This window comes from Acinetobacter lwoffii, assembly GCF_052078135.1.
Taxonomy (GTDB): Bacteria; Pseudomonadota; Gammaproteobacteria; order Pseudomonadales; family Moraxellaceae; genus Acinetobacter; species Acinetobacter lwoffii_Z.
In genome coordinates, this window is the sequence record NZ_JBQGUZ010000024.1 from 20,093 (window position 1) to 45,382 (window position 25,290).

The window sequence follows — 25,290 nt, forward strand, 5'->3', positions numbered from 1 at the left end:
CTGTGCACAACTTATGGACTGTACAGGACTGGCAACACGCCTACCAGAATAACAATATCCAGCTTAGTGACCTGATTGAGTATGTAGCCGAGTTGAATAATGACGATCATGCCTGGATTTCAATTGCGACGGCAGCACAATTACAGGCACAAATTGATGCATTAACTGGTGCAGATACTGAAAGCTTGCCACTTTATGGGGTGCCATTTGCGGTCAAGGACAATATTGATGTTGCAGGGTTCTATACCACAGCAGCATGTAAAGAGGCAGCTTATCTGGCGACTTCCGATGCAACAGCAGTAGCCAAATTAAAAGCTGCCGGCGCGATTGTCGTGGGTAAAACCAATCTAGATCAGTTTGCGACGGGGCTGGTCGGTGTGCGTTCCCCATACGGCGCCGTAAAGAACAGCTTTAATCCTGAATATATCAGTGGTGGTTCGAGTTCAGGTTCCAGTGTAGTCGTCGCAAACGGATTAGTGCCATTTTCACTGGGTACAGATACTGCAGGTTCAGGACGTGTACCGGCAGGGCACAATAACATTGTCGGACTCAAACCGACCAAAGGCTGGTTCTCGACTACCGGCCTGATTCCGGCTTGCCGCACCATCGATGTGATTTCGATTTTTGCATTAACGGTGGATAATGCCTGGCAGGTAGCGCAAGTCATGCAGGGCTATGATGCCAGCGATGAGTATTCCAGAACGCATCCTCAAAATGTTCCTAGCCAATTTTCAAAAGGGAAAATTGCCATTCCAGATACACTGGAATTTTATGGCGATGCTGAAACTGAAAAAGCATTCCAGCTGGCGATCGCACGTGTACAAAGCTTGGGTTATACGGTTGAGCCGATTGATTTTGCTCCATTTCAACAACTGGCAGCGGCCTTGTATAACCGCTCTTGGGTAGCTGAACGTACCAGTGCCGTGGAAAAAATGGTGCAACGCGAGCAGACCCATCCGGTAATTGGCCAGATTATTGCACAGGCAGACCGGTTCAGTGCGGTCGATGCCATGCAGGATGAATATGAACGCGCCCGCCAGAGCCGTGTTATTCAAAATACACTGGCAGATTATGATGCCTTGATGGTGCCTACGGCACCCACCATTTATCGCATTGCAGAGGTAGAAGCCGATCCTCTGGTGAAAAACAGCCACATGGGCGCTTATACCAATTTTGTCAATTTTGCCGACCTGTCGGCTTTGGCATTACCAAATAGTATTCGTGCCGATGGTCTTCCAACGGGTGTGACCTTTATTGCGTCAGCCTGGATGGATGAAGCACTGGCCAAATTCGGGCAAAAATGGCAGCAGGCGAGCCAGTTAAAGTTAGGCACATCTGAACGCCTGTATGAAAAAACAACTGGAATCTCATCAGGTCACAACGTGAAACTGGCTGTCGTCGGAGCACATCTGACCGGAATGCCGCTGAATTTTCAGCTGACCACACGTGGTGGCACCCTGATCAAGCAGACCCGGACTGCTTCGCATTACAAACTCTATGCTTTAAAAAATACCACACCGCCAAAACCCGGCCTGCAATACAGCGTGAAAGGTTGTTCAATTGAAGTCGAAGTCTGGGACATTCCGTGTGCACAGTTCGGGGACATTGTTGCAGAAGTGCCAGCACCTTTGGGGATTGGTAATGTCCAACTGATCGATGGTACTTGGGTCAAAGGCTTTATCTGTGAAGGCTATGCACTTGAAGATGCAACAGATATCAGTCATTTCGGTGGCTGGCGCGAATTTATGAAATCTAAACAACTTTCAAATACAAAATTTAAATGTGAATGCATAGGGGAGATCGCAAAATGATCAACAAAACACTGATGTCCGTTTCCGTACTGTCTGCAATCCTTTCTAGTGGCTGTGACAATACCGCTAAAGTACCTGAACCAAATGCCAAGGCAGAAGGAAGTTTGACTACTCAGCCCATCCGGATTGGTTATAGTGACTGGCCGGGTTTCGTGGCCTGGCAGGTGGCAATTGAAAAAGGCTGGCTAAAAGAAGCAGGGGTGAATGCCGATTTTAAATGGTTCGACTATTCTGCTTCACTCTCTGCATTCGCAGCGAATCAGCTGGACGCCGTACTGGTCACCAATGGTGATAATCTGGTCACTGGCTCCGGCGGTACCAAGGGTGTGATGATCATGGCGACCGATTATTCAGCTGGAAATGACGTAATTATTGCCAAGAATGGCATTAATTCGATTCAGGATCTGCGCGGTAAAACGGTTGCAACTGAAAAAGGTCTGGTCGATCACTTATTGCTGTCCACTGCACTGGATGATGCCAAGGTTAAACTGAATGAGGTCAAACTGGTCAATACCATGACCAATGAATTGCCACAGGTTTTTGCCACTCCCGATATTGATGCGATTGCAGTATGGCAGCCGGTGGCAAATCAGGCTTTATCTGCTGTTGCCGGTTCCAAGATTATTTTCACCTCTAAAGACAAGCCTGGATTAATCTACGATACCTTGACCGTGAATCCAGCCCATCTGGAAGCCAATAAAGAGCAATGGAAAAAGGTGATTCAGGTTTGGGATAAAACTGTCAAATACATCAATGACCCGGCGACTCGTGAAGATGCTGCACAGATCATGTCCAAACGGGTTGGTGTCGATGCGAAAACCTATATGCAGTTCATTGATGGCACGCATTTACTTGATCTGGCCGCCAACAAAAAAGTCTTTACCAAAGGAGATGGCTTCGACTCGATCTATGGCTCCAGCTACCATGTGAACAAGTTCAATGTGGCCAACGGCATTTATACGACTGAAATGAATGTGGATGGCGTGATTGTTCCAACGCTGGTACAAGAGCTGCAATAAAGCCTGATCTCGTGCTTAAAAAATCCCCGGTCTGGGGATTTTTTATTGGTCAGATGAGTATTAAAAAATTAAAGCTGCGTACTTTTGGAAAAGACATTGATAAAAATAATGCCAATGATCATAAACGTCAGACCGATCAGCGCGGGAAGATCCAGTTGCTGTTTAAATACCAAGAGGCCAACCGTTGAAATCAGGATAATGCCGGCACCAGACCAGATTGCATAGGCAATGCCCATCGGAATGGTTTTCATGGTCAGTGACAGGAAAAACAGGGCAACGGCATAACCGGCAATGGTGGCAAGTGAAGGCCAGAGCACGCTAAAACCATTGGAAGCTTTCAATGCAGAAGTTGCAATGACTTCTGCAATAATGGCAATTGAAAGATATAAAAAAGACATATTTCTCCCTATAACACCCGTGCTGCATGCTGCATCAGGTGATCCTGTTCTGACTTCAGCCAGCTTTCAGCTTGTGGAGTCGTGGGGGTTGCATATTGAAATTGGTAATCTAGCTGGTATATATCCAGCTCAAAAATCAGGTCAATGTCGCGACCATCTAAAATGACGTGTTGAACCAGATGGGTTTCATTGAGAACTTCAAAATTATCCAGATTAAAAGTTTTGCCTGTTTCACTGCTGCGAGTGCTGTAAGTTTTAGCTTGACCATCAGTCCCGATAGAAACCTCAAAACTCTCCAACAAGGCAAATACGGTCGGATCGACAGCTTTCAAGTCCATTTGAGCGACTGCACTTTGCACTTCAGGCAAACGCGTCAGGGCATAGCCAATATGATCGCCACAAATAATCAGGCCACCATCCATTTCCAGTTTCTGACCAGATTGAACATCAAGCGCAGACTGAAGCCGCAGGCCTAAAAATAAACCCTGCTGTACCTGCTGGCGCCAGTCTTCAACATAGACATTACTTGGAGAAAATTCCAGAATACAGTTGCCAATCGCATGTAGTTTGGCTGGTTCCGGCCACTGCACATGATTCTGATAATTGGCGTAGTCTTTCACTTCCCAGGACAAGAGTTGGCTGGTGCTATCCCAAAGCGTATTGCCAATCCAGCCTTGGCGTTGCTGAGCAGCAGTTCCCGTCTGGCTTTTTAGACGAAGATCAATGGTAAAACTGCGCGACTGAAACCAGTACACAATGGTATTTTCATCAGTCAGGCCATTAGAAAAACTGATGCTTTTACGCCGGAAACCACCGTATAAAAAGCCCGGAATAAGCTCTGGCTGAGGGATAGTGGGCTTTAAAGTCTTAATCACTTCAAACAGATTCATGATGCTGTCTCCGTCTGTTCTTCAAGTCCAAAAGAGGAAAGTGGTACAGCATTTTTTAAGATCAGTTCACCGCTAGCAACGCGCTGTTTTAAATATTGAAAGGTCTGGGCGGTCTGATTAAACAGATGTTCGCCCCCGATCAGGGCAGAATATTTGGAATTTTCAGTGTGAATCACCGGTTCAATCACGGTGTCATAGTTGCAGGCGCAAAACAGCGGGAATGAATAACGTTCTTCCGAGACCTTTTTCACGCGGTGCTTGGTGGCAAGATATTTACCATTTGACAGAATTTCCATCATGTCACCGATATTCATTACCAGAGTATTTTCGATCAGGGGAATGTCGATCCATTCCCCGGCTTTATTCAAAACCTGTAAGCCGGGTGCGGTGGGTAACAGCAGGGTAAAGCATTCATAATCGGTATGTGCGCCAATGCCTTCGGCATCTTGTATTTCCGGATTATAGGGATAATAAATCAAGCGCAGCTGGCTTGGTGCATCAGTAATTTTATTTTCAAAAAAGTCCTCACGAACGCCTAATGCCAGTGCAAAAGCAGAAAAAATCTGCTGGCTGATTTCACGTAGATGACTATAGTATTGGCTGACAATAGACTTGAAATCCGGATGGTCTGGCCACAAGGTGGGCCCAAGTAAAGGACAGTTTTTGTGTGTACCCTGATAATCATAATTGACATCATAGGCTTCTTTTAAGTCATAACTGTTGCCGGCAAATTGTTCTTCACCAATCGGCACATAGCCGCTATGGTTTTTTGATTTGCCAATATAGTGCCGCATTTTGGTGTCCAGATCCTGTGCAAAATAGGACTGGGCCATTTCAGTCAGGGCTTTGGCGTAGTCAAAATTAAACTGGCTACCTTGCAGATAGAGAAAGCCGACCTCTTTGCAGGCCTGATCCAGAGCATTTGCTACTTCAATACGATCGGCTAAATCCGGACTTTGCAGTTTAGAAATATCAACAAGGGGGAGTACATATTGCGCTTGCATGGCAATCACCTCTAATGTTGGTCGTCCAACACAGCGATTAAAACCTTCGGGTCGTCCCAAAGGTATTTTGGATAAGATTATTTATTGCTGCTAACCTTGGTCATACGCGGAATAACTGGCAGTTCTGCCAGTGCCGGATCCAGTTCATCTTCTTCAGCATGCACCAGATAATCGACACGTTGTCTTAACTGTTTAAATTCAGGGCTAAGCATGACGTCTGGATGGCGTGGACGAGGTAGATCAACTTCGATAATTTCCTTGATTTCACCCGGATTGGCTTTCAGCGCCACAATACGGTCGGCCAGTAAAATGGCTTCATCCATATCGTGAGTCACAAAAATGATGGTGATGTCGATATTTTGCCAAAGATCCATCAGATGACGCTGCATTTTTTGCCGGGTATGCGGATCGAGTGCTCCAAAGGGTTCATCCATCAACAGGATCTTCGGTTCATTGACCAAAGCCCGGGCAATCGCGACACGCTGTTTCATCCCGCCAGACAGCTCATGCGGATACTGGTTTTCATACTTTTCCAGACCAATGATATTGATCCATTCACGTGCCTGCGCTTCGGCCGCTGCACTACTTTGGCCTTTCATGCGCGGGCCAAACATGACATTTTCCTTGACGGTTTTCCATGGAAACAGGGTATAGCCCTGGAACACCATGCCACGCTCTGGACTTGGGCCGGTAATCGGCTGGCCATCCACCAGAATCTCACCACTGCTATAAGGATCCAGACCGGCGACTACACGGCTAAAGGTTGACTTGCCGCAACCGGAAGGCCCAATCACACAGATGAACTCACGTTTATGAATTTTCAAATTGAGTGCATTTAAAACCGTACGCTCGGTTTTGCCATGACTGAATTTTTGCGTCAGTTGCTTCGCTTCCAAAATCACCGGACGGCTATAAATCTTGTCAAAGTATTCGCGGGTATTAAATTCAGTGTTTTGCATCAGTTAGCTCCCGGTTTCCATTTAAATAAGCGTTGTCCCAATTTCATCAAGATCACATCACACAGCAGACCAATCACCCCGATAATCAGGATCGCGGCAAAGACATTATCAAAGTTCTGATAGCGGGCTTGCTGGGTAATGAACCAGGTAATTCCGGAGGTGCTGCCGATCAATTCTGCTACGATCAGGTATGTCCATGCCCAACCCAGCAGCACACGCAGATTGCGGTAAATTTCAGGCAGGGCCGCTGGAATCACCACATGCAACAGGCTTTTCAGTTTATTGGTGCCCAAGGTAAAACCGGCTTCAATCAGGCTGCGATCCACCAGACGTGTGGTATTGGCAATGATCAGGATTTGCTGGAACAGGGTTCCTATCACAATAATGGCAATTTTGGGTGCATCATTAATTCCGAGAATTGCCACTGCCAGTGCACCAAAGGCGGGAGCAGGTAAATAGCGGAAAAACTCAACAAAGGGTTCGGTCAGCTGGGAAATTTTATTTGAAAATCCGCATAAAATACCGAGTGGAATACCAACCAAGGAAGAAATAAAGAACGCGGTAAAGACCAACTTGATACTGTGCCACAGACTTTCATGAAACCAGGGTGCATTGGCTTGGGTAGGCTCCGTGGTAAAAGCTGTGATCAGTGCAATTGCCACTTGATGCGGTGCAGGCAGATAAATCGGGTTGACCAGAATACCCTGCGGCGGAGCCAGACCCTGATCTACCGCAGACTGCGCAGCAGAAAAAAACTGGCCTTTATCAATACGACTCTCGACCTGTAAATAGGCAACACTACCTGAATCCGTAATCTGGACTTGTGGATGCCAGATAAATGGCAAGTAGCTGACTGCACACCAAATTAAAATTGGTATTAAAAAAGACCCCAAGCCAAACAGTAATTTATTTCTTTGACTGAGTTCACGTGCAACGTAACTCATAGTGTTGCCCCTCAATATTACAAATTTTATAAAACGTAATACTAAATAAGCAAAATGGATGCCATTTCATACCAAATCATGAAATGACTCTTAAAAGGATTTATTTTTTAGAAAAAATTAGCAGACAACTCTTAATCATATTTAAGAAGTTAGATCAGAATGCAGAGATTTTTAATCATTTTCTGGAAAATAGACTCAATAAAAAAGACCCGAAAAATCAGGCCTCTTTTTTCAGTAGCATCATTTAGCCAATAATGTCTGCATGCTGGTTTTGCAAGCTATAGATGCACTGCTGCGCAAGCTGTTTTTTCTCGGCTGCGGTCATTTCAATATCTTCCCATTTCTGCATCTGCTGCAGGAGCCAGATAAAATCATCGACTTTCGGTTCGGCACTTTCCCCAACAAAATTCCGGATGATATTCTTGATCTTGTAAAAGTCATAGACATGCCGCTGGGCGGAACATTCAAACTGAATAATCTGATAGTCTACCAGCATGTCCCATACTTCTGATAAATCACTGCGCTGCTTTAAATCATCCTGCGCTTTTTGTACTGCCTTGACCACTGCCTCTACAGTAAATGGATGCTGTTCTGCCCATTCCTGGGTCATGGCCAAGACTTTATCGGCAACTTTTGGAATGACATTCTGGCTTGCCGCGACGATAAAACTATAGCCTTCAAGTTTGGCCTGAATATTCCAGGGTTCTCCCACGCAAAAGCCATCGAATACCTGTTCCGCGATTCCTTTTACCATGGAAGGCGGTGGAGAGGTCATCAGCTGGATATTCTTGGCCAGTTGTGGATCAGTCAGCGCCAGCCATTCTTTTAAACAGTAATGGTGAATCGAATATTTATAAACATAGGCCAGATTGATGGAATGATTCTGTTGTAAAGCCTGTACCAGTTTCTTTGAGGTATTCTGTTCATCATCCCCAGGCTGGATGCCGAGTTCATAGCACAAATCCTGGCGCAGGCTAATAAAAGCCTGATTCACGCTCAGTACTAGAGGGGTTTGCAAAGCCACCTGTAACTGGTCTGTACCCAGGGCAGCAGCGGGCAGCATGGCAGACAAGCAATGTGCAGCATCCAGAAAGCCATAGGCCAGACGGTCACGCAAACTAGACCAGGAGGCTTCATGGATTAAATTGATGGTTAATCCTTGCTCAGCAAAATACCCCTGTTTTTCGGCCCAGAGAATGGCAACACAATCAAGTAAAGGAATATAGCCAATATTGAGTTCAGTTTTTTCTAATGTGGACATATGCTTTTCCTTATTGGCCCAATAACAGCTTCTGTGCATCCAGTAAGCGTCTGGCCATTTCACCAATGGTAATCCGGTGACTCATGGCATTTTTACGCAATAAAGCAAAAGCTTGCTCTTCCGTTAATGCATGCAGCTGGATGAGCAACGCTTTGGCTTTATCGATATCTTTACGGTCAATCAGTTTGTCCTGGGTTTCTTTTAAATCATTCAGCAGCTTTTTATGCTTGCGAAACTGTTCAATTGAAATTTCCAGAATGCTTTCTAGTTTGGTGGGATCAATACCATCGACAATATAAGCCGTGATTCCGGCATCAATCGCACTTTTGATGGTGTCTTTATTGGAGTTCTGGGTAAACAGCACGGTCGGAAGTTCATATTGGCTGACACAGCTTTCAATAATATCCCGATGCGGATGATCCATATTCAGCAGGATCACATCTGCATGAATACCCTTAACATGTACCATATTCAGGTCATTCAGGATTAAACAGGCCACCACCTGAAAATCATGTGAAAGTAAGGATTCCTGGATGAATTGGGCGCGCTCCAGATCATCATCAATAAGAGCAATTCGTAATTTGGACATGGAATATTTTCAAGTAAGGCCTAAGGAATATTCAAGCAGGAGTAAAGCAAAAAACATGCCATTAAATTGGTGCATAAAATTCTATTTTTCTGTTCAATTTAGTGCATAGCTTTAGGGATTTCAGCTGATGGCTGATCAAAATGAAGCGTTTAGGTAGATCATCTGCCTGAAATAAGGCGTTTTCTTATTGGAAAAGTTGGCACGATTTCTGCATTTATTAAATCGTCAAAGATGACTTTCAATACTAACAACGGCCAACGATGTCCGTTCTGATCGTAATTGCACTTTCAAGGAGTGTGATTGGTATTTCGTTCAGCACAGGATAAATGACATGGTCAGTTGTTCAGCAATACAAAACGCACAAGCGTTTCAACCCTTCCTCCAGCATTACAAAGCGCTAGGTTGCGGTATTTACAACATATTCAATCAGCAGACATATCAATGCCTAGACGTGATATGCGGCTTTTTATCATCTTTAAAAAAACAATAGTTGGAGTGCAGATATGAAAATTCTCATGATTGGGCATGGCATGGTGGGGCATAAATTCATCGAATCTGTACTGGAACAGGCCGGTGATGACATTGAGCTGACCATTTTGGCAGAAGAGCCACATTTAGCTTATGACCGGGTACATTTGACCGAATATTTCAGCGGCAAGTCGGTCAAGGATCTGAGTCTGTGTCGTAGTGATTTTGCCGATGCTTATGGCATTGATTTGCGACTTAATACTAAAGCGGTTGAAATTGATCAGCTCCATAAAACCGTCATCACCAGCCAGGGTGATGTGCTGAGTTTTGACAAGTTGATTCTCGCTACCGGTTCTTATGCCTTTGTGCCACCAATCCCGGGCAATGACCGTCAGAATTGCTTTGTTTATCGTACCATTGAAGATCTGGATGCCATTCGTGCAGCCAGTCTGAATGCCAAAACTGGCGTAGTGATTGGCGGCGGCTTGCTAGGGCTGGAAGCAGCGAAAGCCCTGCGAGATCTGAATCTGGAAACCCATGTCGTAGAATTTGCTCCGCGTCTGATGGCGGTGCAGATTGATGATCTGGGCGGCCGGGTACTGCGCTCTAAAATTGAAGACCTGGGTGTCAAGGTACATACTCAAAAGGCCACGTCAAGTATTGAAGATGGTGACAGCACTCAGCATGTAATGAAGTTCGGAGATGGTTCGGTGCTTGAAACCGATATCATCCTGTTCTCGGCCGGCATTCGTCCGCGTGATGAACTGGCGCGCCAAAGTGGTTTACTGATTGGTGAGCGTGGCGGCATCATCATTAATGATTATTGCCAGACCTCACATCCGGACATTTATGCCATTGGTGAATGTGCACTTTGGGACAATAAAATTTATGGTCTGGTTGCACCAGGCTATGACATGGCGCGGATCGCGGCAAAACATGTCCTAGGCCAAGAAAGTCATGCATTCGCTGGTGCGGACATGAGAACCAAGCTCAAACTGATGGGCGTGGATGTTGCTTCTATTGGTGATGCACATGCCATGTCCCCAGGTGCTTTGAGCTATTTCTATGCTGATGAAGCCGCGCAGGTTTATAAAAAAATCGTGGTGTCAGCAGATAAGACCAGGCTGCTGGGCGCGGTGCTGGTGGGCTGTGCCAAAGAATATAGTGATCTCCTGCAAATGATGCTAAATGGTCTGGCTGTACCGGAGCAACCGGAAAGCCTGATCATGCCGGGCTTTGATCAGTCAACCTCCAAATCAGGTGGCAGTGGCATCGATTTATTGCCTGACAGTGCGACCATCTGTTCATGTAATAACGTTTCCAAAGCTGATATCTGTTCAGCCATTGATGGCGGTGCAACTTCATTGGGTGCATTGAAAAAATGCACGCAGGCTGCAACAGCGTGCGGTGGCTGTGCGCCACTGGTAACGCAGGTTCTCAAATCTGAATTACAGCGTCAGGGTGTCACGGTGAACAATCACCTGTGTGAACACTTTGCCTATTCACGTCAGGAACTGTATCACCTGGTTCGTGTGCATGAGATCAAGACATTCTCTGACCTGATCCAGCAACATGGTCATGGGATGGGCTGTGATATCTGCAAACCGACTGTAGCCAATATTCTGGCATCCTGCTGGAATGACTTTGTCCTAAAACCTAGCCATGCCGGTTTGCAGGATAGCAACGACTACTACCTCGGCAATATCCAGAAAGATGGTTCCTATTCGATTGTGCCACGTGTGGCAGGCGGCGAGATTACTCCGGATGGCCTGATTACCATCGGTCAGATTGCCAAAGATTATGGCCTATATACCAAAATCACAGGCGGACAACGAATTGACATGTTTGGTGCGCAGGTACATCAACTGCCTGAAATCTGGGAAAAGCTGATTAATGCCGGTTTCGAGTCCGGACATGCCTACGGCAAATCCCTACGTACGGTGAAATCTTGCGTGGGCAGTACCTGGTGCCGTTTTGGAGTCGATGATTCTGTCGGCTTGGCAATTTTTCTGGAGAACCGTTATAAAGGCCTGCGTTCACCACATAAAACCAAAATGGCAGTATCCGGCTGTACCCGTGAATGTGCAGAAGCACAGAGCAAGGATGTCGGTGTCATTGCCACGGAAAAAGGCTGGAATCTATATGTATGCGGCAATGGCGGCATGAAACCGCGCCATGCTGAACTGCTCGCCTCTGATCTGGATACTTCCACCCTAATCAAATATATCGACCGCTTCTTTATGTTCTATATCCAGACGGCGGACCGTCTGCAGCGCACCAGCGTATGGCGTGACAATATGGAAGGCGGGCTGGACTATCTCAAAGATGTCATTGTGCATGATTCGCTCGGCATTGCTACTGAACTGGAAAGCCGTATGCAGCATGTGATTGGCACTTATCAGGATGAATGGCGCAGCGCGATTGAAGATCCTGAAGTACGCAAACGCTTTAAGACTTTTATTAATGCCAAAGCAGCCGAGCAGAATGACCCGCATATTCAGTTTGCACCTGTACGTGGCCAGATTCGTCCAAAGACAGAAGCTGAACGTGATTTAAACCGTATTCCAGTGGTTGAAGCCTAAATACCACAGTCTGGGAGAATGAAAATGACAATTTTAAAAGACATGAACGAACTGAACTGGTACGAAGTCTGCAATCTGGATGAGATCACTCCGAATACCGGTGTTGCAGCCTTGATTGAAGGTCAGCAGATTGCAATTTTTCGCGTGGGTCAGGAACAGCGGGTTTATGCACTCAGCAATCAGGATCCGGTTAGTCTGGCCAATGTCATAGCACGTGGCATTCTGGGTGATCTGCAAGGTGAGCGTGTAGTCGCATCCCCCATTTACAAGCAGCATTTCAGTCTGGTGACCGGCCGTTGTCTGGAAGAACAAGACCAGAAATTACTGGTATTTCCAACCCGAATTGAAAATGGCAAAGTTCTGGTGAGTCCAACTCCACAAAAGACCTATATTTCCAGTAATGGTCAAAACACAGAGCGCTTAAAACTGGTACTAGTCGGGAATGGACTGGCGGGTATGCGCTGTCTGGAAGACTTGCTGGATATGGCGCCAGATCGTTATGACATTACCGTGATTGGGGAAGAACCGTGGGGCAATTACAACCGGATCATGTTGTCACCGGTATTGTCTGGTGAAAAAAGCTTTACCGAAATTATGCTGCATTCAGCTGACTGGTATGCCGAAAAAGGCATTCGATTCATTGCTGGAGATGCTGCCAGCTCTATCGACCGTTCACGTAAGCAGGTTCATACCCAAAAAGGCGAAGTCGTTGCTTATGACCGTCTGATCCTCGCGACCGGTTCCAAACCCTTTGTACCGCCAATTCCGGGTGTTGAACTTGAAGGCGTGATTAGCTTTCGGGATATTCAGGATGTTAACCGCATGCTGGATTACTGCAAAACCAAGCAAAACGCCGTCGTGATTGGGGGCGGTCTGCTGGGACTGGAAGCCGCTTATGGATTGAAGCAGCGAGGGATGAATATAACGGTGCTGCACCTGATGGACCGTATTATGGATCGTCAGCTGGATATGAAAGCCAGTCAAATGCTGAAAAAATCAATAGAAGATAAAGGTATCCGGATCATCACCGAAGCCAATACCGAAGAGCTGCTCGGTATGGATGGTCACGTGACTCAACTGCGTTTAAAAGACGGGACAGTGCTGGATGCCGATTTGGTGGTCTTTGCCGTCGGGATTCGACCAAATAAAACTCTGGCTGAACAGGCTGGCTTGCGCTGCAATCGTGGGGTGCTGGTGAATGACACCATGCAAACCTATGACCCGAGTATTTATGCAGTGGGTGAATGTATTGAGCATCGTGGCCAGACCTTTGGACTGGTTGAGCCATTATGGGGACAGGCCTTTATCTGTGCGACGCATCTGGCTGAACATGGCCGACTGACCTTTAAGGCACCGACTGTTCCGACCCAGCTCAAGGTTAGCGGATGTGATGTCTTCTCTGCCGGCAATTTTGAACCTCAGGATGATTTTGAAGATATCGTGCTGAATGATGAAAAACGTCAGATTTATAAACGGATCATCATCCAGCAGGACAAGGTCATTGGTGCGGTGCTATTTGGTGATACTGAAGATGGGGCTTGGTATGCAGAACTGATTGCAGACCAGACACCAATTGGTAATATCCGCAGCAAACTGCTTTTTGGTCGGGATTTTGCATTAAAAAAGGCAGGGTAATCGGATCAATCTCCCTCAACCCCTCTTTGGAAAAAAGGGGACCCTCACTCCTTTATTAAAGGAGGGTTGGGGAGGATTAAAGCTTTTGAGACATAGAAAAAATTTAAATCAAACCTGTAAAAGCTAGATATCAGAGATTTGGTGAAACAAGTGAATTTGGATGATTAAGGAGCGCAGCAGCAATGAATAGTATTCCGGTTATGGAACTACATAGCTCTACTGAATCCCAAATAAAAACCACTCAGACGACCTGTCCTTATTGTGGAGTAGGCTGTGGTGTCATCGCGCACGTAAGCCAAACCTCGATGGGTGAAAAGGTTCAGATTGAAGGCGATGTTCAGCATCCTGCGAATTTGGGCAAGTTGTGTATTAAAGGCAGTCATCTCGCCGATACACTTGGCTTAAAAACCCGGCTTCTGCATCCGATGACAGGTCGAAAAGAACAGCGGCAAATAAGCACTTGGGATCATGCCATTTCAAGTATTGCCAATAAATTTCAGCAATATATTGATCAGTATGGACGTGACAGCATCGCCTTTTACGTCTCCGGCCAGCTTTTGACTGAAGACTATTATGTGGTGAACAAGTTTGTAAAGGGCTATCTGGGTACTGCCAATATTGATACCAATTCAAGACTGTGCATGTCTTCTGCTGTGGCGGCACATAAACGGGCTTTTGGCGAAGACCTGGTACCGGCCAGCTACACAGATTTTGAGCAGACAGAAATGGTGGTTTTGGTCGGTTCCAATACCGCCTGGTGCCATCCGGTGCTTTATCAGCGCATCATGAAAGTCAAAGAAGAGCGGGATTTATTCGTGGTGGTGATTGACCCGCGCTTTACCGCAACCTGTGAAGCGGCAGATTTACACTTGCCGATTTTACCCGGTCAGGATGTCGCGCTGTTTAATGGCTTGTTGCAGTATCTTCAGCAAAATGGTCATGCCGATCTTGATTTTGTTACGCGACATACGAAAGGTCTGGAGCAGGCGCTTGCCAGCAGCTCGACAGAGTCATCACTTGAAAGCGTGGCAAAACGTACCGGTATTGCTATTGAAAAATTAACCTTATTTTTTCAAAAATTTGCCCAGACCGAAAAAATTATGAGCCTGTTTTCCATGGGCGTAAACCAATCCTCTCAAGGCGTAGACAAGGTCAATAGCATTATCAACTGTCATTTATTGACAGGAAAAATAGGCCAACCCGGTTCAGCACCTTTTTCCATGACCGGACAGCCGAATGCCATGGGTGGACGGGAAGTCGGTGGGCTGGCCAATATGCTGGCCAGCCATCTGGATTTGGATAATCCGCAGCATCAGCAACTGGTGCAGGATTTCTGGCAAAGCCCGGTTATCGCGCGGCAGCCCGGATTAAAAGCAGTAGATTTATTTCAAGCAGTGGAAAGCGGGAAAATCAAGGCCATCTGGATTATGGCCACCAATCCGATCGTGAGTTTGCCCGATGCAGATCAGGTTAAACGCGCTCTGGAGAAATGTGAATTTGTGGTGGTTTCTGATATTTGTCTCGACACCGATACCACGCAATATGCCGATGTACTGTTACCGGCACTGGGTTGGGGCGAAAAAGATGGCACAGTCACCAATTCGGAGCGCCGTATTTCCCGGCAAAAGGCTTTTTTGCCGGCTCCGGGTGAAGCCAAAGCAGACTGGTGGACTATTTCCCGGGTGGCTAAAGCTTTAGGTTTTCGCGGTTTTGACTTTAAAAATAGCCATGACATTTTTCTGGAACATGCCCGTTTATCTGCCTATCAGAATGGTTCACTTTCGCAACGCGCAGATACGCCAAATTTCCGCTATTTCAACCTGCAAGGTTTAACTCATCTCGGTTTTGCGGAATATCAGAATCTGACACCAGCCCAGTGGCCGGTCTGGGATAAACAAGAAGACCATCAGGTGAGTCAACTATTTAGTCAAGGCCAGTTTAGCCATGCAGATGGCAAAGCCAGATTGGTGCCGACGATTGCAGCCGATCCGGTACATGCTATTTCTGCTGAATATCCTCTGATCCTGAATACTGGACGCATTCGCGATCAATGGCACACCATGAGCCGTACCGGATTATCTGCCAGTTTGTCCCAGCATCGTGCCGAGCCTTATTGTGAGCTGCATCCGCAAGACGGACTGAAATATGGCCTGAAAGATGCCGAGCTGGTCGAGGTGAAATCCGCTTGGGGAAGTTGTGTACTCCGTGTGCAATTTTCACAAAATATGCGACGTGGCCAGATTTTTGCACCGATTCACTGGAACGACCAATTTGCATCCGATGCGCGGATTGGCAAAGTGGTGAATCCGGTGGTTGACCCGATTTCCGGCGAGCCAGAGTTTAAGCATACTCCGGTGATGATCCAGCCATTTTATACTCAGTGGCAGGGCGTGCTGTATGTACGGGAAGGCTTTGAACAACAGATCCAGACCATGATTGAAAATATGGTGTGGTGGAGCAAAATTCAAACCACTCAGGCCATCCGTTATGAACTGGCAGACCGGCGCAGGTTTTCTGACATCACCGGGCAGATCAAGAGTCTCTTAGACTTTAATGATGAAAGCTTTGAATGGCTGAATCTCGAAGATCAAACGGCGCATATCAGTCATAGTGTGGTTCTTCAGGATGGCCAGTTAATTGCCAGTTTTTATATCGCACCGGCGGCATTATTGCCAGATCGTGACTGGGTGGCTGGCCTGTTTAGACGTGAACGTCTGAGTGCATTGCATCGTAAAGCATTGCTGGCAGGTCAGGCCATGTCGATGGGAAATAGTGAAGGGGCATTGGTCTGTAGCTGTTTTAAGGTCGGTAAGAACCGAATTATTCAAACCATTAAAGATAAAAATATCACGCATGAAAAACAGGTGACTGCATGTCTAAAAGCCGGAGGAAATTGTGGTTCGTGTTTGCCAGAAATTAGAGGCCTGATTAAAGCTTGCCAGACGGAGTACATAGAATGAAAAGAAGAGTGATGAAGACGGTGTCTTATCCGGAAACTGACGTGGTGATCCTGGCCGGAGGTTTAGCGCGGCGCATGAATGGCATCAATAAATTGCTGCACAAATTTGATGATGAAATCCAGCTCATTAAAATCCATCAGCAGTTGAAGTCCCGGGCAAGAAAAGTCTGGGTCAATAGCCATCGGGATCATTCCATTTATAAACGGATGATTCCTTCGATCGACTTTTATCAGGACGATGAACCCGGCTTTCAGGGACCATTGATGGGCATGAAGAGTGCCTGGTCACATGTGGAATCTGATTATGTGCTGTTCGTGCCTTGTGATGTGACCTATATCCCCAAAAAGGTCATTTCACATTTACATCAGGCCTTGCAACGACATCCCTTATGTGAAGTGGCGGTAGTTGAAATCAATGAAAAGGCATTGTTTCCATTCTGTCTGATGAAACGCAACAGCTTACCCACTCTTTTACAACATCTTGAAAATGATCAGCACAGTTTAAAACTCTGTTTTGCTGACATGCACATGCAGCGGGCAAGCTTTAAAAATCGTGCCCTGTTTTTTCACAGCATTAATTCATTTGATGAGCTACAGCAGCATCAACAGCTTAATTTTCTCTAGCATTTAAAATGCTAAAAGCCGAATCATTATATTCTGGCTCACCAAAATATTGCTTTTTTATTTTTCGAGCAAACTTTCGGACTAAAAAAGAACAAATATTATCCATTAGCCTACATTAAAAATAAATTTGTGCAAAGTTGGAACACTTATTGCTCATTCATTGTGAAGAAATAGGGCAGTAAATCAAGACTGTTAAATAACCGTGCAGATCTCATCATGGACCGCAGCAATGAACAGCATGACAGCTTTAGCACCTCGCAGTATCTTTCAGGATCAGTTTGGACGCCAGAAACGTAAGTTGCGGATCTCGGTGACTGACCGTTGTAATTTCAAATGCAGCTATTGCATGCCTGAACATCCGGAATGGATGAATAAAAAAGATTTGCTCAGTTTTGAAGCCCTGTATGCTTTTTGCGAGTTTATGGTGCGACACGGGATTGAGCAGATCCGGGTGACGGGTGGCGAACCGTTGATGCGTCAAGGCATCGTTCATTTTATTGCCCGCTTACAGACATTGAAAGCCTTTGGCCTGAAACGTATTTCCATGACCAGTAATGGCCATTATTTAGCAGATTATGCTCAATTGCTTAAACAGGCAGGACTCGATGATCTGAATATCAGTCTAGACAGTCTTGATCCAAAGCAGTTTCAGCAACTGACCCAAAAACAATTACAACCTGTACTTCAAGGCATTGCTGCCGCGCAGCAGGCAGGGTTGACCGTCAAGATCAATAGTGTGCTGATCAAAGGCATCAATGACAATCAGATTATTCCTTTGGTGAAATGGGCACAGCATCAGGCGGTAGAGCTACGTTTTATTGAGTTTATGCCCCTCGATGGCGATCAGAAGTGGAATCCGTCTGATGTCATCAGTGAGCAGGATATCTTGGAACAACTGAAAACTGAATTTGATGTCCAGGTATCTCAAGGACAAGGCGCCAATCCAGCCCGTGGCTATTTGGTCAATGGGCAGCCTTTGGGGATTATTTCCACCATTACCCATTCATTTTGCAGTGATTGTGACCGTCTGCGCCTCAATGCCCAAGGTGAATTTTATAACTGTTTATTTGCCAGACAAGGCCTGAACCTTAAGGCAGATATCGAACAACTGGCGCTGGATCATTTCGCCACACAGACATTTCAGCACAAGCTCCACGCTTATATCTGGCATAAAGAGGCCGGCTTCCATGCGATCCAGCAATCACCAATACAAAAGCCGATCCGAAAAATCAGCATGCACAGCATTGGAGGGTAAATATGTCACTCACTCAGCAAAAATTAATTCATATCAAAATAGAAGCCTTCGGTGCGATTGAACGACAAATTCCCGCAGATTTAAATTTGCAATGCGAGTCTGAAATTCATGTTTCTGAAGTCCTGAACCAGTTGCTATCCCTCTATCCCGATATACAGCCCATGCTGGAACGTTGTGCCTGTGCAATCGGTGAAGACATTATTTCCAGACAGAATGTTTTAAATCGTGACAGTACGCTGGTACTGTTATCGCCGGTAGCAGGAGGCTGAGATGCAACTCAAGTCACTAAAACAATTTGCCCGAATCCAGCAGACTGCTTTTAGTCTGGAGGATTTTGATGGTATCCAGCATTTTCCGGAATGTGGTGGAATCGGCATCTTTGTCGGAACAGTACGTAACCATCATCAGGGGAAAGCTGTGCGTGCCCTGAAATATACCGCCTATGCGCCTGTGGCTGAAAAAATGATTCGTGAAATTGAACAGCAGATCCAGATCAAATACCAGGTGTCTTATGTGCGGGTAGTGCACCGTATTGGTGAGCTGGAGGTTGGGGAAACAGCCATTATTGCTATGGCTTATGCGGCCCATCGTCGTGAGGCCTTCGCTGCCTGTGAGGAAGCTGTGGAACGGGTGAAGCATGAGGTTCCGGTCTGGAAAGAAGAGTTTTATCTGGATGGTAGCAGCCAGTATGTGGAAGGCTGTTGTATTCGAAAAGATCATGGACCTGAAACTAATCACTCTCATCATGCAGAAGAAGCGCATTGTCACCATCACCATGTAGCAGAACACGCTTGCCAATCACCATCTAATTAAATGCGTCCAATGAGGATGCATAAGATGAATCACTTTAAAACAGATTTTAAAAATTAGCCTGGGATGAATCATGAAAAATGTAGGGATGAAAGCAGAAAGTTACCGTACAGCAATTGCCACTGGAATCCTGCATGCACCGCCACATTGCATTGAGCTGCTACGTAATGGCAATACTGAAAAAGGGGATGCCCTGAAAACAGCACGCATTGCCGGCATTCTAGGTGCCAAACGGACCGATGAGCTGATTCCATTGTGCCATCCATTACCGATTTATCGTGCCGATGTGGAATATGAACTGTGTGATGCACATGTCGAAATTATTGCTACCGTTGAAACCATTGGACCCACTGGTGTGGAAATGGAAGCTTTGACAGCGGTCAGTCTGGCAGGTCTGACCTTGTATGACATGCTGAAGCCGCATTGTGAACCGGAAGATTTATCGCTGGATCAATGCAGGTTGCAGCAGAAAAAAGGCGGAAAATCACATTTTACCCGCGTACTTAAAGAGAGTCTGTCCGCTTCGGTTATTGTGCTGTCCGATACGGTTGCAGCAGGCAAAAAACCGGACACTGCCGGACAAAACGTAATGGAAATTTTAAAAGAAGCCAATTTTGATTCTATTAGTTATCAGGTTATTCCCGATAGCCCAGAACAGCTCTTGACCCTGATTGAACAGCAGAAAAATCAGTATCCGCTGATTCTAACTGTGGGCGGTACTGGCTTAGGTCCTAAAGACCTGACCGTCGAAACCCTACAACCTTTGCTGCAACGGGAAATTCCCGGTTTAATGGAAGCTTCACGTAGTTTTGGGCAAAAACGTACCCCTTATGCAGCATTAAGTCGTGGCGTGGCTGGCTATATTGAGAACAGTCTGGTGATGACCCTACCGGGAAGTCGTCAGGGTGCGAAAGAATCTCTGATCGCGGTACTTCCGGCTTTGGTGCACTTGTTTGATGTGCAAAAAAATATCCCACATGCGGGGGGCTATCAATGAATCAGGCACTATCACATTCAGCCTGCGGTGCTGAACCGGGACTGATTTCTGTTGATCAGGCACTGCAGATGTTACTTGAGCAGACGCATATCTTGGTAGCTGAAAGCCTGCCGCTTGCTCGGGCTCTGAATCGCTATCTGGCAGAGGCGATTGATTCGGCCATACCATTGCCGCTGTTTTCACAAAGTGCTGTAGATGGCTATGCGCTTTGCAGTCCAGAAAATGTTAGTGCTCACAGCACTTTTGAACTCATTGGAGAGATTCGGGCAGGGCAAAGTACTGAAATTGAACTGCGGCCAGGTCAGGCGGTCCGGATTTTTACCGGTGCCAGGATTCCAGCAGGAACTACAACGGTCGCCCGTCAGGAAATTGTCAAATGCCATGCCAATCAAATCATTATTACAACAGACCTAAAGCCTCATACGGATATACGTGATGCAGGCGAGGAAATCGCACAAGGGCAGCGTCTGGCAGATGCAGGTCAAAAACTGCATGTAGGTGCAATTGCAGCTTTGAGCATGGCAGGCGTAAAGCAGGTTTCAGTCTATCGTTATCCTAAAATTGCTGTTGTGATTACTGGAGATGAAGTCGCTTCCAGCATTGAAGACCTGAATTCCGGAAAAATCTTTGACGCCAATGCTCCACTGATTCAGGCCTGGTTTCAATCCCAGGGTCAAAACGTAGATATTCTGCATGTTTCAGATAATGAGTATGAGCTGCAAACGTTAATACATCGTCTTAAAAACCAATACGACTTCATATTGACCACAGGCGGGGTTTCGGTGGGTGATTATGATTTCATTCGTCCTGTTGCCCTGGAGCAGGGTTTTGAGCAGATTTTCTGGAAAGTGAAGCAGAAGCCTGGAAAACCGATGTTATTTGCTAAGTATCGTCGAGATGATCAATGTTACTGTTATCTCTTGGGTTTACCGGGGAATCCGGCTGCCGTTTATGTCGGTATGCAAATCTATACGGCAACTTTACTGAATGCCTTACAAGGGCAAAAGCAGTCACCTGCATGGCTTAGTGCGGTAATGACACATGATTTGAAAGCGGATGCACGCGAACGATTTTTAAGAATGGTTGCCGAATTTGATCAGGGTACCTTAAAGCTCAAAAGCCTGGCAAAACAGCAGTCACATATGTTGAGTAATCTGATGCAGGCCAACTGTCTGGTGCGCATTCCGGCAGGAACAGAAATCCAGGCTGGGCATGTGGTACAGGGTTTGCTGATTTGAAATGCCTGTATCAATTGTTAATATTCGAACCACATAGAATAAGAAAGATGGATTTAATCAAAGTTCTACTCACTGGCATGCTGTTGACTAGCCCCATGCTGCATGCCGAGACAGTTAAAATCTATGCTGCAGCCAGCCTCACCAATGCGATTACTGATATTTCCAAGCTGTATGAGCAACAGCATCGGGATATCCAGATCGTTCCGGTTTTTGCTGCGTCTTCGGTATTGGCGAAACAAATTGCGGCGGGAGCGAGCAGTGATCTATTTTTCTCTGCAGACCTGGACTGGATGAATGAGCTGATCAAGAAACAAAAAATTCAGATCGGTCAGATTCGACCTTTGCTTTTGAATGAACTCGTATTGATTAGTCCTATTCAGCAAAAAAATCATTTTAAAATGTCAGCCGACTTTAATTTTGCTAAAGCCTTTCAAGGCTATCTATGTACCGGACAAATGGAATCGGTGCCTGCTGGAAAATATGCCAAACAAAGCTTAACCCGGCTGGGCTGGTTGAATCAGCTTCGAGGCAGAATTGTCGGTACGGATAGCGTCCGTTCAACTCTCGCCTTTGTAGAACGTGGCGAATGTCAGGTCGGTATTGTGTATAGAACTGATGCCTTGATGAGTAAAAAAGTTAAAATTTCGGGGGTGTTTCCAGCCAGAACACATCGTCCGATTGTGTATCCGATTGCTTTAACCCGGCAGGGCCAGAAAAATCAGGCAGCAGTCCAATTTTCTGAATTTATCCAGACAAGCGCACAGGCCAAACAGATTTTCCAGAAATATGGCTTTAAGCTTAAGGTCGGCTAACTGCTCATGCTTACACCAGAAGAACTGAGTGCCTTAGCGCTTTCAGCCAAAGTGGCGGGCTTTGCCACAGCGGTGTGTCTGCCATTTGCTATCGCCGTAGCATGGCTACTGGCACGTTATGAATTCAGGGCCAAATTTCTCGTTGAAGCGATATTGCAGATGCCCATGGTGCTACCGCCGGTAGTGCTGGGCTATCTTCTGCTCCTGCTATTTGGCCATCAGGGGATACTGGGGCAATATCTACATAAATGGGGAATTCAGCTGATATTTAATTGGAAAGGTGCGGTACTCGCTGCCATGATTGTGGCATTTCCTTTAATGGTTCAACCAATTCGCTTGTCTTTTCAAATGATCAACTGGCAATTAGAGCAGGTGGCAGGATCTTTAGGCGCAGCACCATGGCGGGTATTCTGTAGCATTAGTTTGCCATTGGCTTTGCCGGGAATTTTAATCGGCAGCATTTTATGTTTCAGCCGCAGTCTGGGAGAATTTGGTGCCACCATTACCTTTGTTGGCAATATTCCAGAAGAAACCCGTACGATTCCCATCGCCATTTATAGCCTGTTACAGCAGCCTGATGGAGAAAGCATGGCCATGCGTCTGGTCATTTTATCTCTGATTCTGGCTTTTTCAGCCTTGATTGCAAATTACTGGATCATGCAGAAGTATCAACGTAAATTGGAGGCTTAAGATGCTGAAGTGTGATTTTCAGTTTAATTACGCAAATTTCCAGCTACAGGCCAATCTGGATATGCAGACGAAGTTGATTGGTATTGTGGGGGCATCGGGAAGTGGAAAAAGCACCTTTTTAAAAAATATTGCAGGGCTATTAAAACCATCACACGGCTTTATTCATTTCCAGCAAAAAATATTATTTGATCATCAGCAGAAACTAAATATTCCTGTTCATCAAAGAAAAATAGCCCTGATTTTTCAGCAAGCCTTACTGTTTCCGCATCTGAATGTCATGCAGAATTTAAAATATGCAGAACAGCTAAACATAAAAAATAAAGGTCAGCAAAAATTTCTTTTCGAAGATATCGTTGAACTACTTGAATTAAAGCCACTGCTTCGGCATCGGGCGCATCAACTTTCTGGTGGACAGGCACAGCGCGTTTCTATTGGACGTGCACTTTTATCTTCTCCCGATCTATTACTTTTGGATGAACCTTTAAATGGACTGGATCAAAAGCTGAAAAATCAGATTTTACCTTTTCTGAAAATTGTGATTCATCAAACAGATTTACCCATGATTTATGTGACCCATCATGTAGATGAAGTAGCGTATTTAGAGGCGCATGTATTACATTTTGAAAAGGGAAAAATTATTTGATCCAGCCCTGCACCGATTTAAACCAGCAATGACTCCGACCAGGTCATCCTCTCGCTGTTTTTCTAACAATGCCTCAGAAGATATCTATTTTTTCTCTATTTTTAAGAAAGAAACATCTAATTTAAGCGTTTGAATATAAATTATTTTATGTAAAACAATATCTTATTTTATGTTAAAAATAATCTGGCATGACCTATGCATATATCTAATTAAAGTCAAAGAAGACTCTACATTTGTATGACGGCCAATGACGTCCGTTCTGATCGTTACTGATATGCCTTGTGCATCACAGTGACTTAAATACGTTCAGTTCTGGTAAGGAAATGGCTATGTCTTCAAATACAAGTCTCAATAAAGCAACAAAAATAAGTCTATTTAACTTCAGTAGTTCAGCGATGCGGGCCTTCCATATGAGTTGGCTCGCTTTTTTTGTCTGTTTCTTTGCGTGGTTTGCCTGTGCACCGTTAATGCCAGTGATTGCCGGTGAATTCAGCCTGACCAAAGAGCAGATCGCCAATATCAATATTGCCGCAGTCGCCATTACAATTCTGGTGCGTCTGATCGTGGGGCCGTTGTGTGATAAATACGGTCCGCGTAAAACCTATACCGCCTTACTGATTATTGGCAGTATTCCGGTGTTTGGTGTGGCGTCGGCCAACAGTTATGAATCTTTCTTGTTTTTCCGTTTATTGATTGGCGCCATCGGTGCCAGCTTCGTGATTACTCAATATCATACCAGTATCATGTTTGCGCCAAATGTGGTGGGAACGGCAAATGCAACTACAGCAGGTTGGGGGAATGCCGGTGGCGGTGCGACTCAAGCCCTGATGCCTTTAATGCTGGCTGCTTTGGTGATGTTCGGTGTAGAACAGGCAATGGGATGGAGAATTGCACTTCTGGTTCCGGGTATTCTGATGATCATTGTCGGTGTACTGTACTGGAAATTCACCCAAGACTGTCCACAAGGCAATTTTAAAGAACTCCGTGCTGAAGGTATTTCTGTTGGTAGCGATAAAAAAGGCGGCCTTGCAATCTTGATGCATGCCGCACGTAACTACCGTGTGTGGATTTTGTTTGGAGCTTATGCAGCCTGTTTTGGTATTGAAATTTTCATCCATAACATTATTGCCTTGTACTTTGTCGACAACTTCCAGTTTGGCCTAAAAGAAGCAGGCATGGCTGCCGGGATTTTTGGTTTACTGGCATTGTTTGCCCGTGCCTTGGGTGGCATTGTTTCAGACAAAGTTGCGATTCAAAAAGGTCTGGATGGTCGAACCAAAGTCCTGTTTGCCTTGATCATGCTGGAAGGTCTGTTTCTTATTCTGTTTTCGCAAATGAATAGTGCAACCTTGGCGATCATGGCAATGACCATCTTTGCCTTGTTTACTCATATGGCATGTGGCGCTACCTATGCACTGGTACCTTTTATCGACCGTGATGCCTTGGGGGGGGTGGCTGGTATTATTGGAGCAGGTGGCAATGTCGGCGCGGTAGCTGCAGGTTTCCTGTTAAAGGGCATGTTGGATATTCAAACCACTTTGATGGTACTGGGTGGCTTGGTAGTGATTGCTGCAAGTTGTGTGTTGATGATCCGCTTCTCTGTCGAACATAAAGAAAAAGAACAGCTGTTATATGAACAGGCCGTGACTGAACGTCATCTGGCGGAAGCACAGCAATAACACTACATTCCTGATTTAAAATG

At 45.7% G+C, this 25,290-nt stretch carries 22 protein-coding genes; 15 read left to right on the forward strand and 7 right to left on the reverse strand.

Annotation, left to right across the window (positions count from 1 at the left end):
- Positions 1-2 precede the first annotated feature (2 nt).
- Entirely contained in the window at positions 3-1,811 is a 1,809-nt protein-coding gene (gene atzF / locus ACTL4S_RS13675) for an allophanate hydrolase (protein WP_441299537.1), read from the forward strand.
- A complete protein-coding gene (locus ACTL4S_RS13680; protein WP_441299538.1) occupies positions 1,808-2,830 on the forward strand; it encodes an ABC transporter substrate-binding protein in 1,023 nt (340 codons plus the stop codon). The genes atzF and ACTL4S_RS13680 overlap by 4 nt, the downstream gene beginning before the upstream one ends.
- Positions 2,831-2,898: 68 nt before the next feature.
- On the opposite strand, the gene ACTL4S_RS13685 is transcribed toward ACTL4S_RS13680, so the two are convergent.
- The 7 genes from ACTL4S_RS13685 to ACTL4S_RS13715 all read right to left on the reverse strand — a co-directional run bounded on the left by ACTL4S_RS13685 (position 2,899) and on the right by ACTL4S_RS13715 (position 8,875).
- The gene (locus ACTL4S_RS13685; protein ID WP_048882704.1) at positions 2,899-3,228 is read right to left on the reverse strand and encodes a DMT family transporter; all 330 of its coding nucleotides are present in this window, start codon (positions 3,226-3,228) and stop codon (positions 2,899-2,901) included.
- An 8-nt stretch (positions 3,229-3,236) separates the two neighbouring features.
- Positions 3,237-4,118, reverse strand: coding sequence for a hypothetical protein (locus tag ACTL4S_RS13690; protein WP_441299539.1), 882 nt, complete (start codon positions 4,116-4,118; stop codon positions 3,237-3,239).
- Positions 4,115-5,122, reverse strand: coding sequence for an isopenicillin N synthase family dioxygenase (locus ACTL4S_RS13695; protein WP_441299540.1), 1,008 nt, complete (start codon positions 5,120-5,122; stop codon positions 4,115-4,117). The genes ACTL4S_RS13690 and ACTL4S_RS13695 overlap by 4 nt, the downstream gene beginning before the upstream one ends.
- Before the next feature lie 77 nt (positions 5,123-5,199).
- Positions 5,200-6,081 carry an ABC transporter ATP-binding protein gene (locus tag ACTL4S_RS13700; protein ID WP_064096740.1) on the reverse strand — a complete coding sequence of 294 codons (882 nt, stop codon included), beginning with the start codon at positions 6,079-6,081 and terminating at the stop codon, positions 5,200-5,202.
- The gene (locus ACTL4S_RS13705) at positions 6,081-7,025 is read right to left on the reverse strand and encodes an ABC transporter permease (protein WP_441299541.1); all 945 of its coding nucleotides are present in this window, start codon (positions 7,023-7,025) and stop codon (positions 6,081-6,083) included. Before ACTL4S_RS13705 ends, ACTL4S_RS13700 begins: the two co-directional genes overlap by 1 nt.
- Before the next feature lie 244 nt (positions 7,026-7,269).
- Entirely contained in the window at positions 7,270-8,286 is a 1,017-nt protein-coding gene (locus ACTL4S_RS13710) for a CmpA/NrtA family ABC transporter substrate-binding protein (protein WP_253101113.1), read from the reverse strand.
- Positions 8,287-8,296: 10 nt separating this feature from the next.
- On the reverse strand, positions 8,297-8,875 hold the full coding sequence (locus tag ACTL4S_RS13715; protein WP_004280362.1) for an ANTAR domain-containing response regulator: 579 nt from the start codon (positions 8,873-8,875) through the stop codon (positions 8,297-8,299).
- Between the two features lie 503 nt (positions 8,876-9,378).
- On the opposite strand from ACTL4S_RS13715, the gene nirB reads away from it, so the two are divergent.
- The 13 genes from nirB (at position 9,379) to ACTL4S_RS13780 (ending at position 25,267) form a co-directional block, all read left to right on the forward strand.
- Positions 9,379-11,925 carry a nitrite reductase large subunit NirB gene (gene nirB, locus ACTL4S_RS13720; protein WP_441299542.1) on the forward strand — a complete coding sequence of 849 codons (2,547 nt, stop codon included), beginning with the start codon at positions 9,379-9,381 and terminating at the stop codon, positions 11,923-11,925.
- A gap of 24 nt (positions 11,926-11,949) precedes the next feature.
- Positions 11,950-13,560 (forward strand): nitrite reductase small subunit NirD, encoded by a 1,611-nt coding sequence (gene nirD / locus ACTL4S_RS13725; protein WP_441299543.1) that lies wholly within the window; start codon positions 11,950-11,952, stop codon positions 13,558-13,560.
- A gap of 182 nt (positions 13,561-13,742) precedes the next feature.
- Positions 13,743-16,520 (forward strand): molybdopterin-dependent oxidoreductase, encoded by a 2,778-nt coding sequence (locus tag ACTL4S_RS13730; RefSeq protein WP_441299544.1) that lies wholly within the window; start codon positions 13,743-13,745, stop codon positions 16,518-16,520.
- Positions 16,517-17,143, forward strand: coding sequence for a molybdenum cofactor guanylyltransferase (mobA, locus tag ACTL4S_RS13735; protein WP_441299545.1), 627 nt, complete (start codon positions 16,517-16,519; stop codon positions 17,141-17,143). The genes ACTL4S_RS13730 and mobA overlap by 4 nt, the downstream gene beginning before the upstream one ends.
- A gap of 229 nt (positions 17,144-17,372) precedes the next feature.
- Positions 17,373-18,398, forward strand: a complete 1,026-nt coding sequence (gene moaA / locus ACTL4S_RS13740) for a GTP 3',8-cyclase MoaA (protein ID WP_441299546.1) — start codon at positions 17,373-17,375, stop codon at positions 18,396-18,398.
- Between the two features lie 2 nt (positions 18,399-18,400).
- Positions 18,401-18,667: a MoaD/ThiS family protein gene (locus ACTL4S_RS13745; RefSeq protein WP_004280351.1), complete on the forward strand. Its 267-nt coding sequence runs from the start codon at positions 18,401-18,403 to the stop codon at positions 18,665-18,667.
- A 1-nt stretch (position 18,668) separates the two neighbouring features.
- On the forward strand, positions 18,669-19,211 hold the full coding sequence (locus ACTL4S_RS13750; protein WP_004646997.1) for a molybdenum cofactor biosynthesis protein MoaE: 543 nt from the start codon (positions 18,669-18,671) through the stop codon (positions 19,209-19,211).
- 70 nt (positions 19,212-19,281) lie between these two features.
- A complete protein-coding gene (moaCB, locus tag ACTL4S_RS13755; protein ID WP_004646996.1) occupies positions 19,282-20,205 on the forward strand; it encodes a bifunctional molybdenum cofactor biosynthesis protein MoaC/MoaB in 924 nt (307 codons plus the stop codon).
- Positions 20,202-21,443 (forward strand): molybdopterin molybdotransferase MoeA, encoded by a 1,242-nt coding sequence (locus ACTL4S_RS13760; protein WP_441299547.1) that lies wholly within the window; start codon positions 20,202-20,204, stop codon positions 21,441-21,443. Before moaCB ends, ACTL4S_RS13760 begins: the two co-directional genes overlap by 4 nt.
- Positions 21,444-21,490: 47 nt before the next feature.
- Positions 21,491-22,255 carry a molybdate ABC transporter substrate-binding protein gene (gene modA, locus ACTL4S_RS13765; protein WP_148335042.1) on the forward strand — a complete coding sequence of 255 codons (765 nt, stop codon included), beginning with the start codon at positions 21,491-21,493 and terminating at the stop codon, positions 22,253-22,255.
- A 6-nt stretch (positions 22,256-22,261) separates the two neighbouring features.
- Positions 22,262-22,945 carry a molybdate ABC transporter permease subunit gene (modB, locus tag ACTL4S_RS13770; protein WP_441299548.1) on the forward strand — a complete coding sequence of 228 codons (684 nt, stop codon included), beginning with the start codon at positions 22,262-22,264 and terminating at the stop codon, positions 22,943-22,945.
- A 1-nt stretch (position 22,946) separates the two neighbouring features.
- Positions 22,947-23,588: an ATP-binding cassette domain-containing protein gene (locus tag ACTL4S_RS13775; RefSeq protein WP_441299549.1), complete on the forward strand. Its 642-nt coding sequence runs from the start codon at positions 22,947-22,949 to the stop codon at positions 23,586-23,588.
- 329 nt (positions 23,589-23,917) lie between these two features.
- Positions 23,918-25,267, forward strand: a complete 1,350-nt coding sequence (locus ACTL4S_RS13780) for an MFS transporter (protein WP_441299550.1) — start codon at positions 23,918-23,920, stop codon at positions 25,265-25,267.
- Positions 25,268-25,290: the final 23 nt, after the last annotated feature.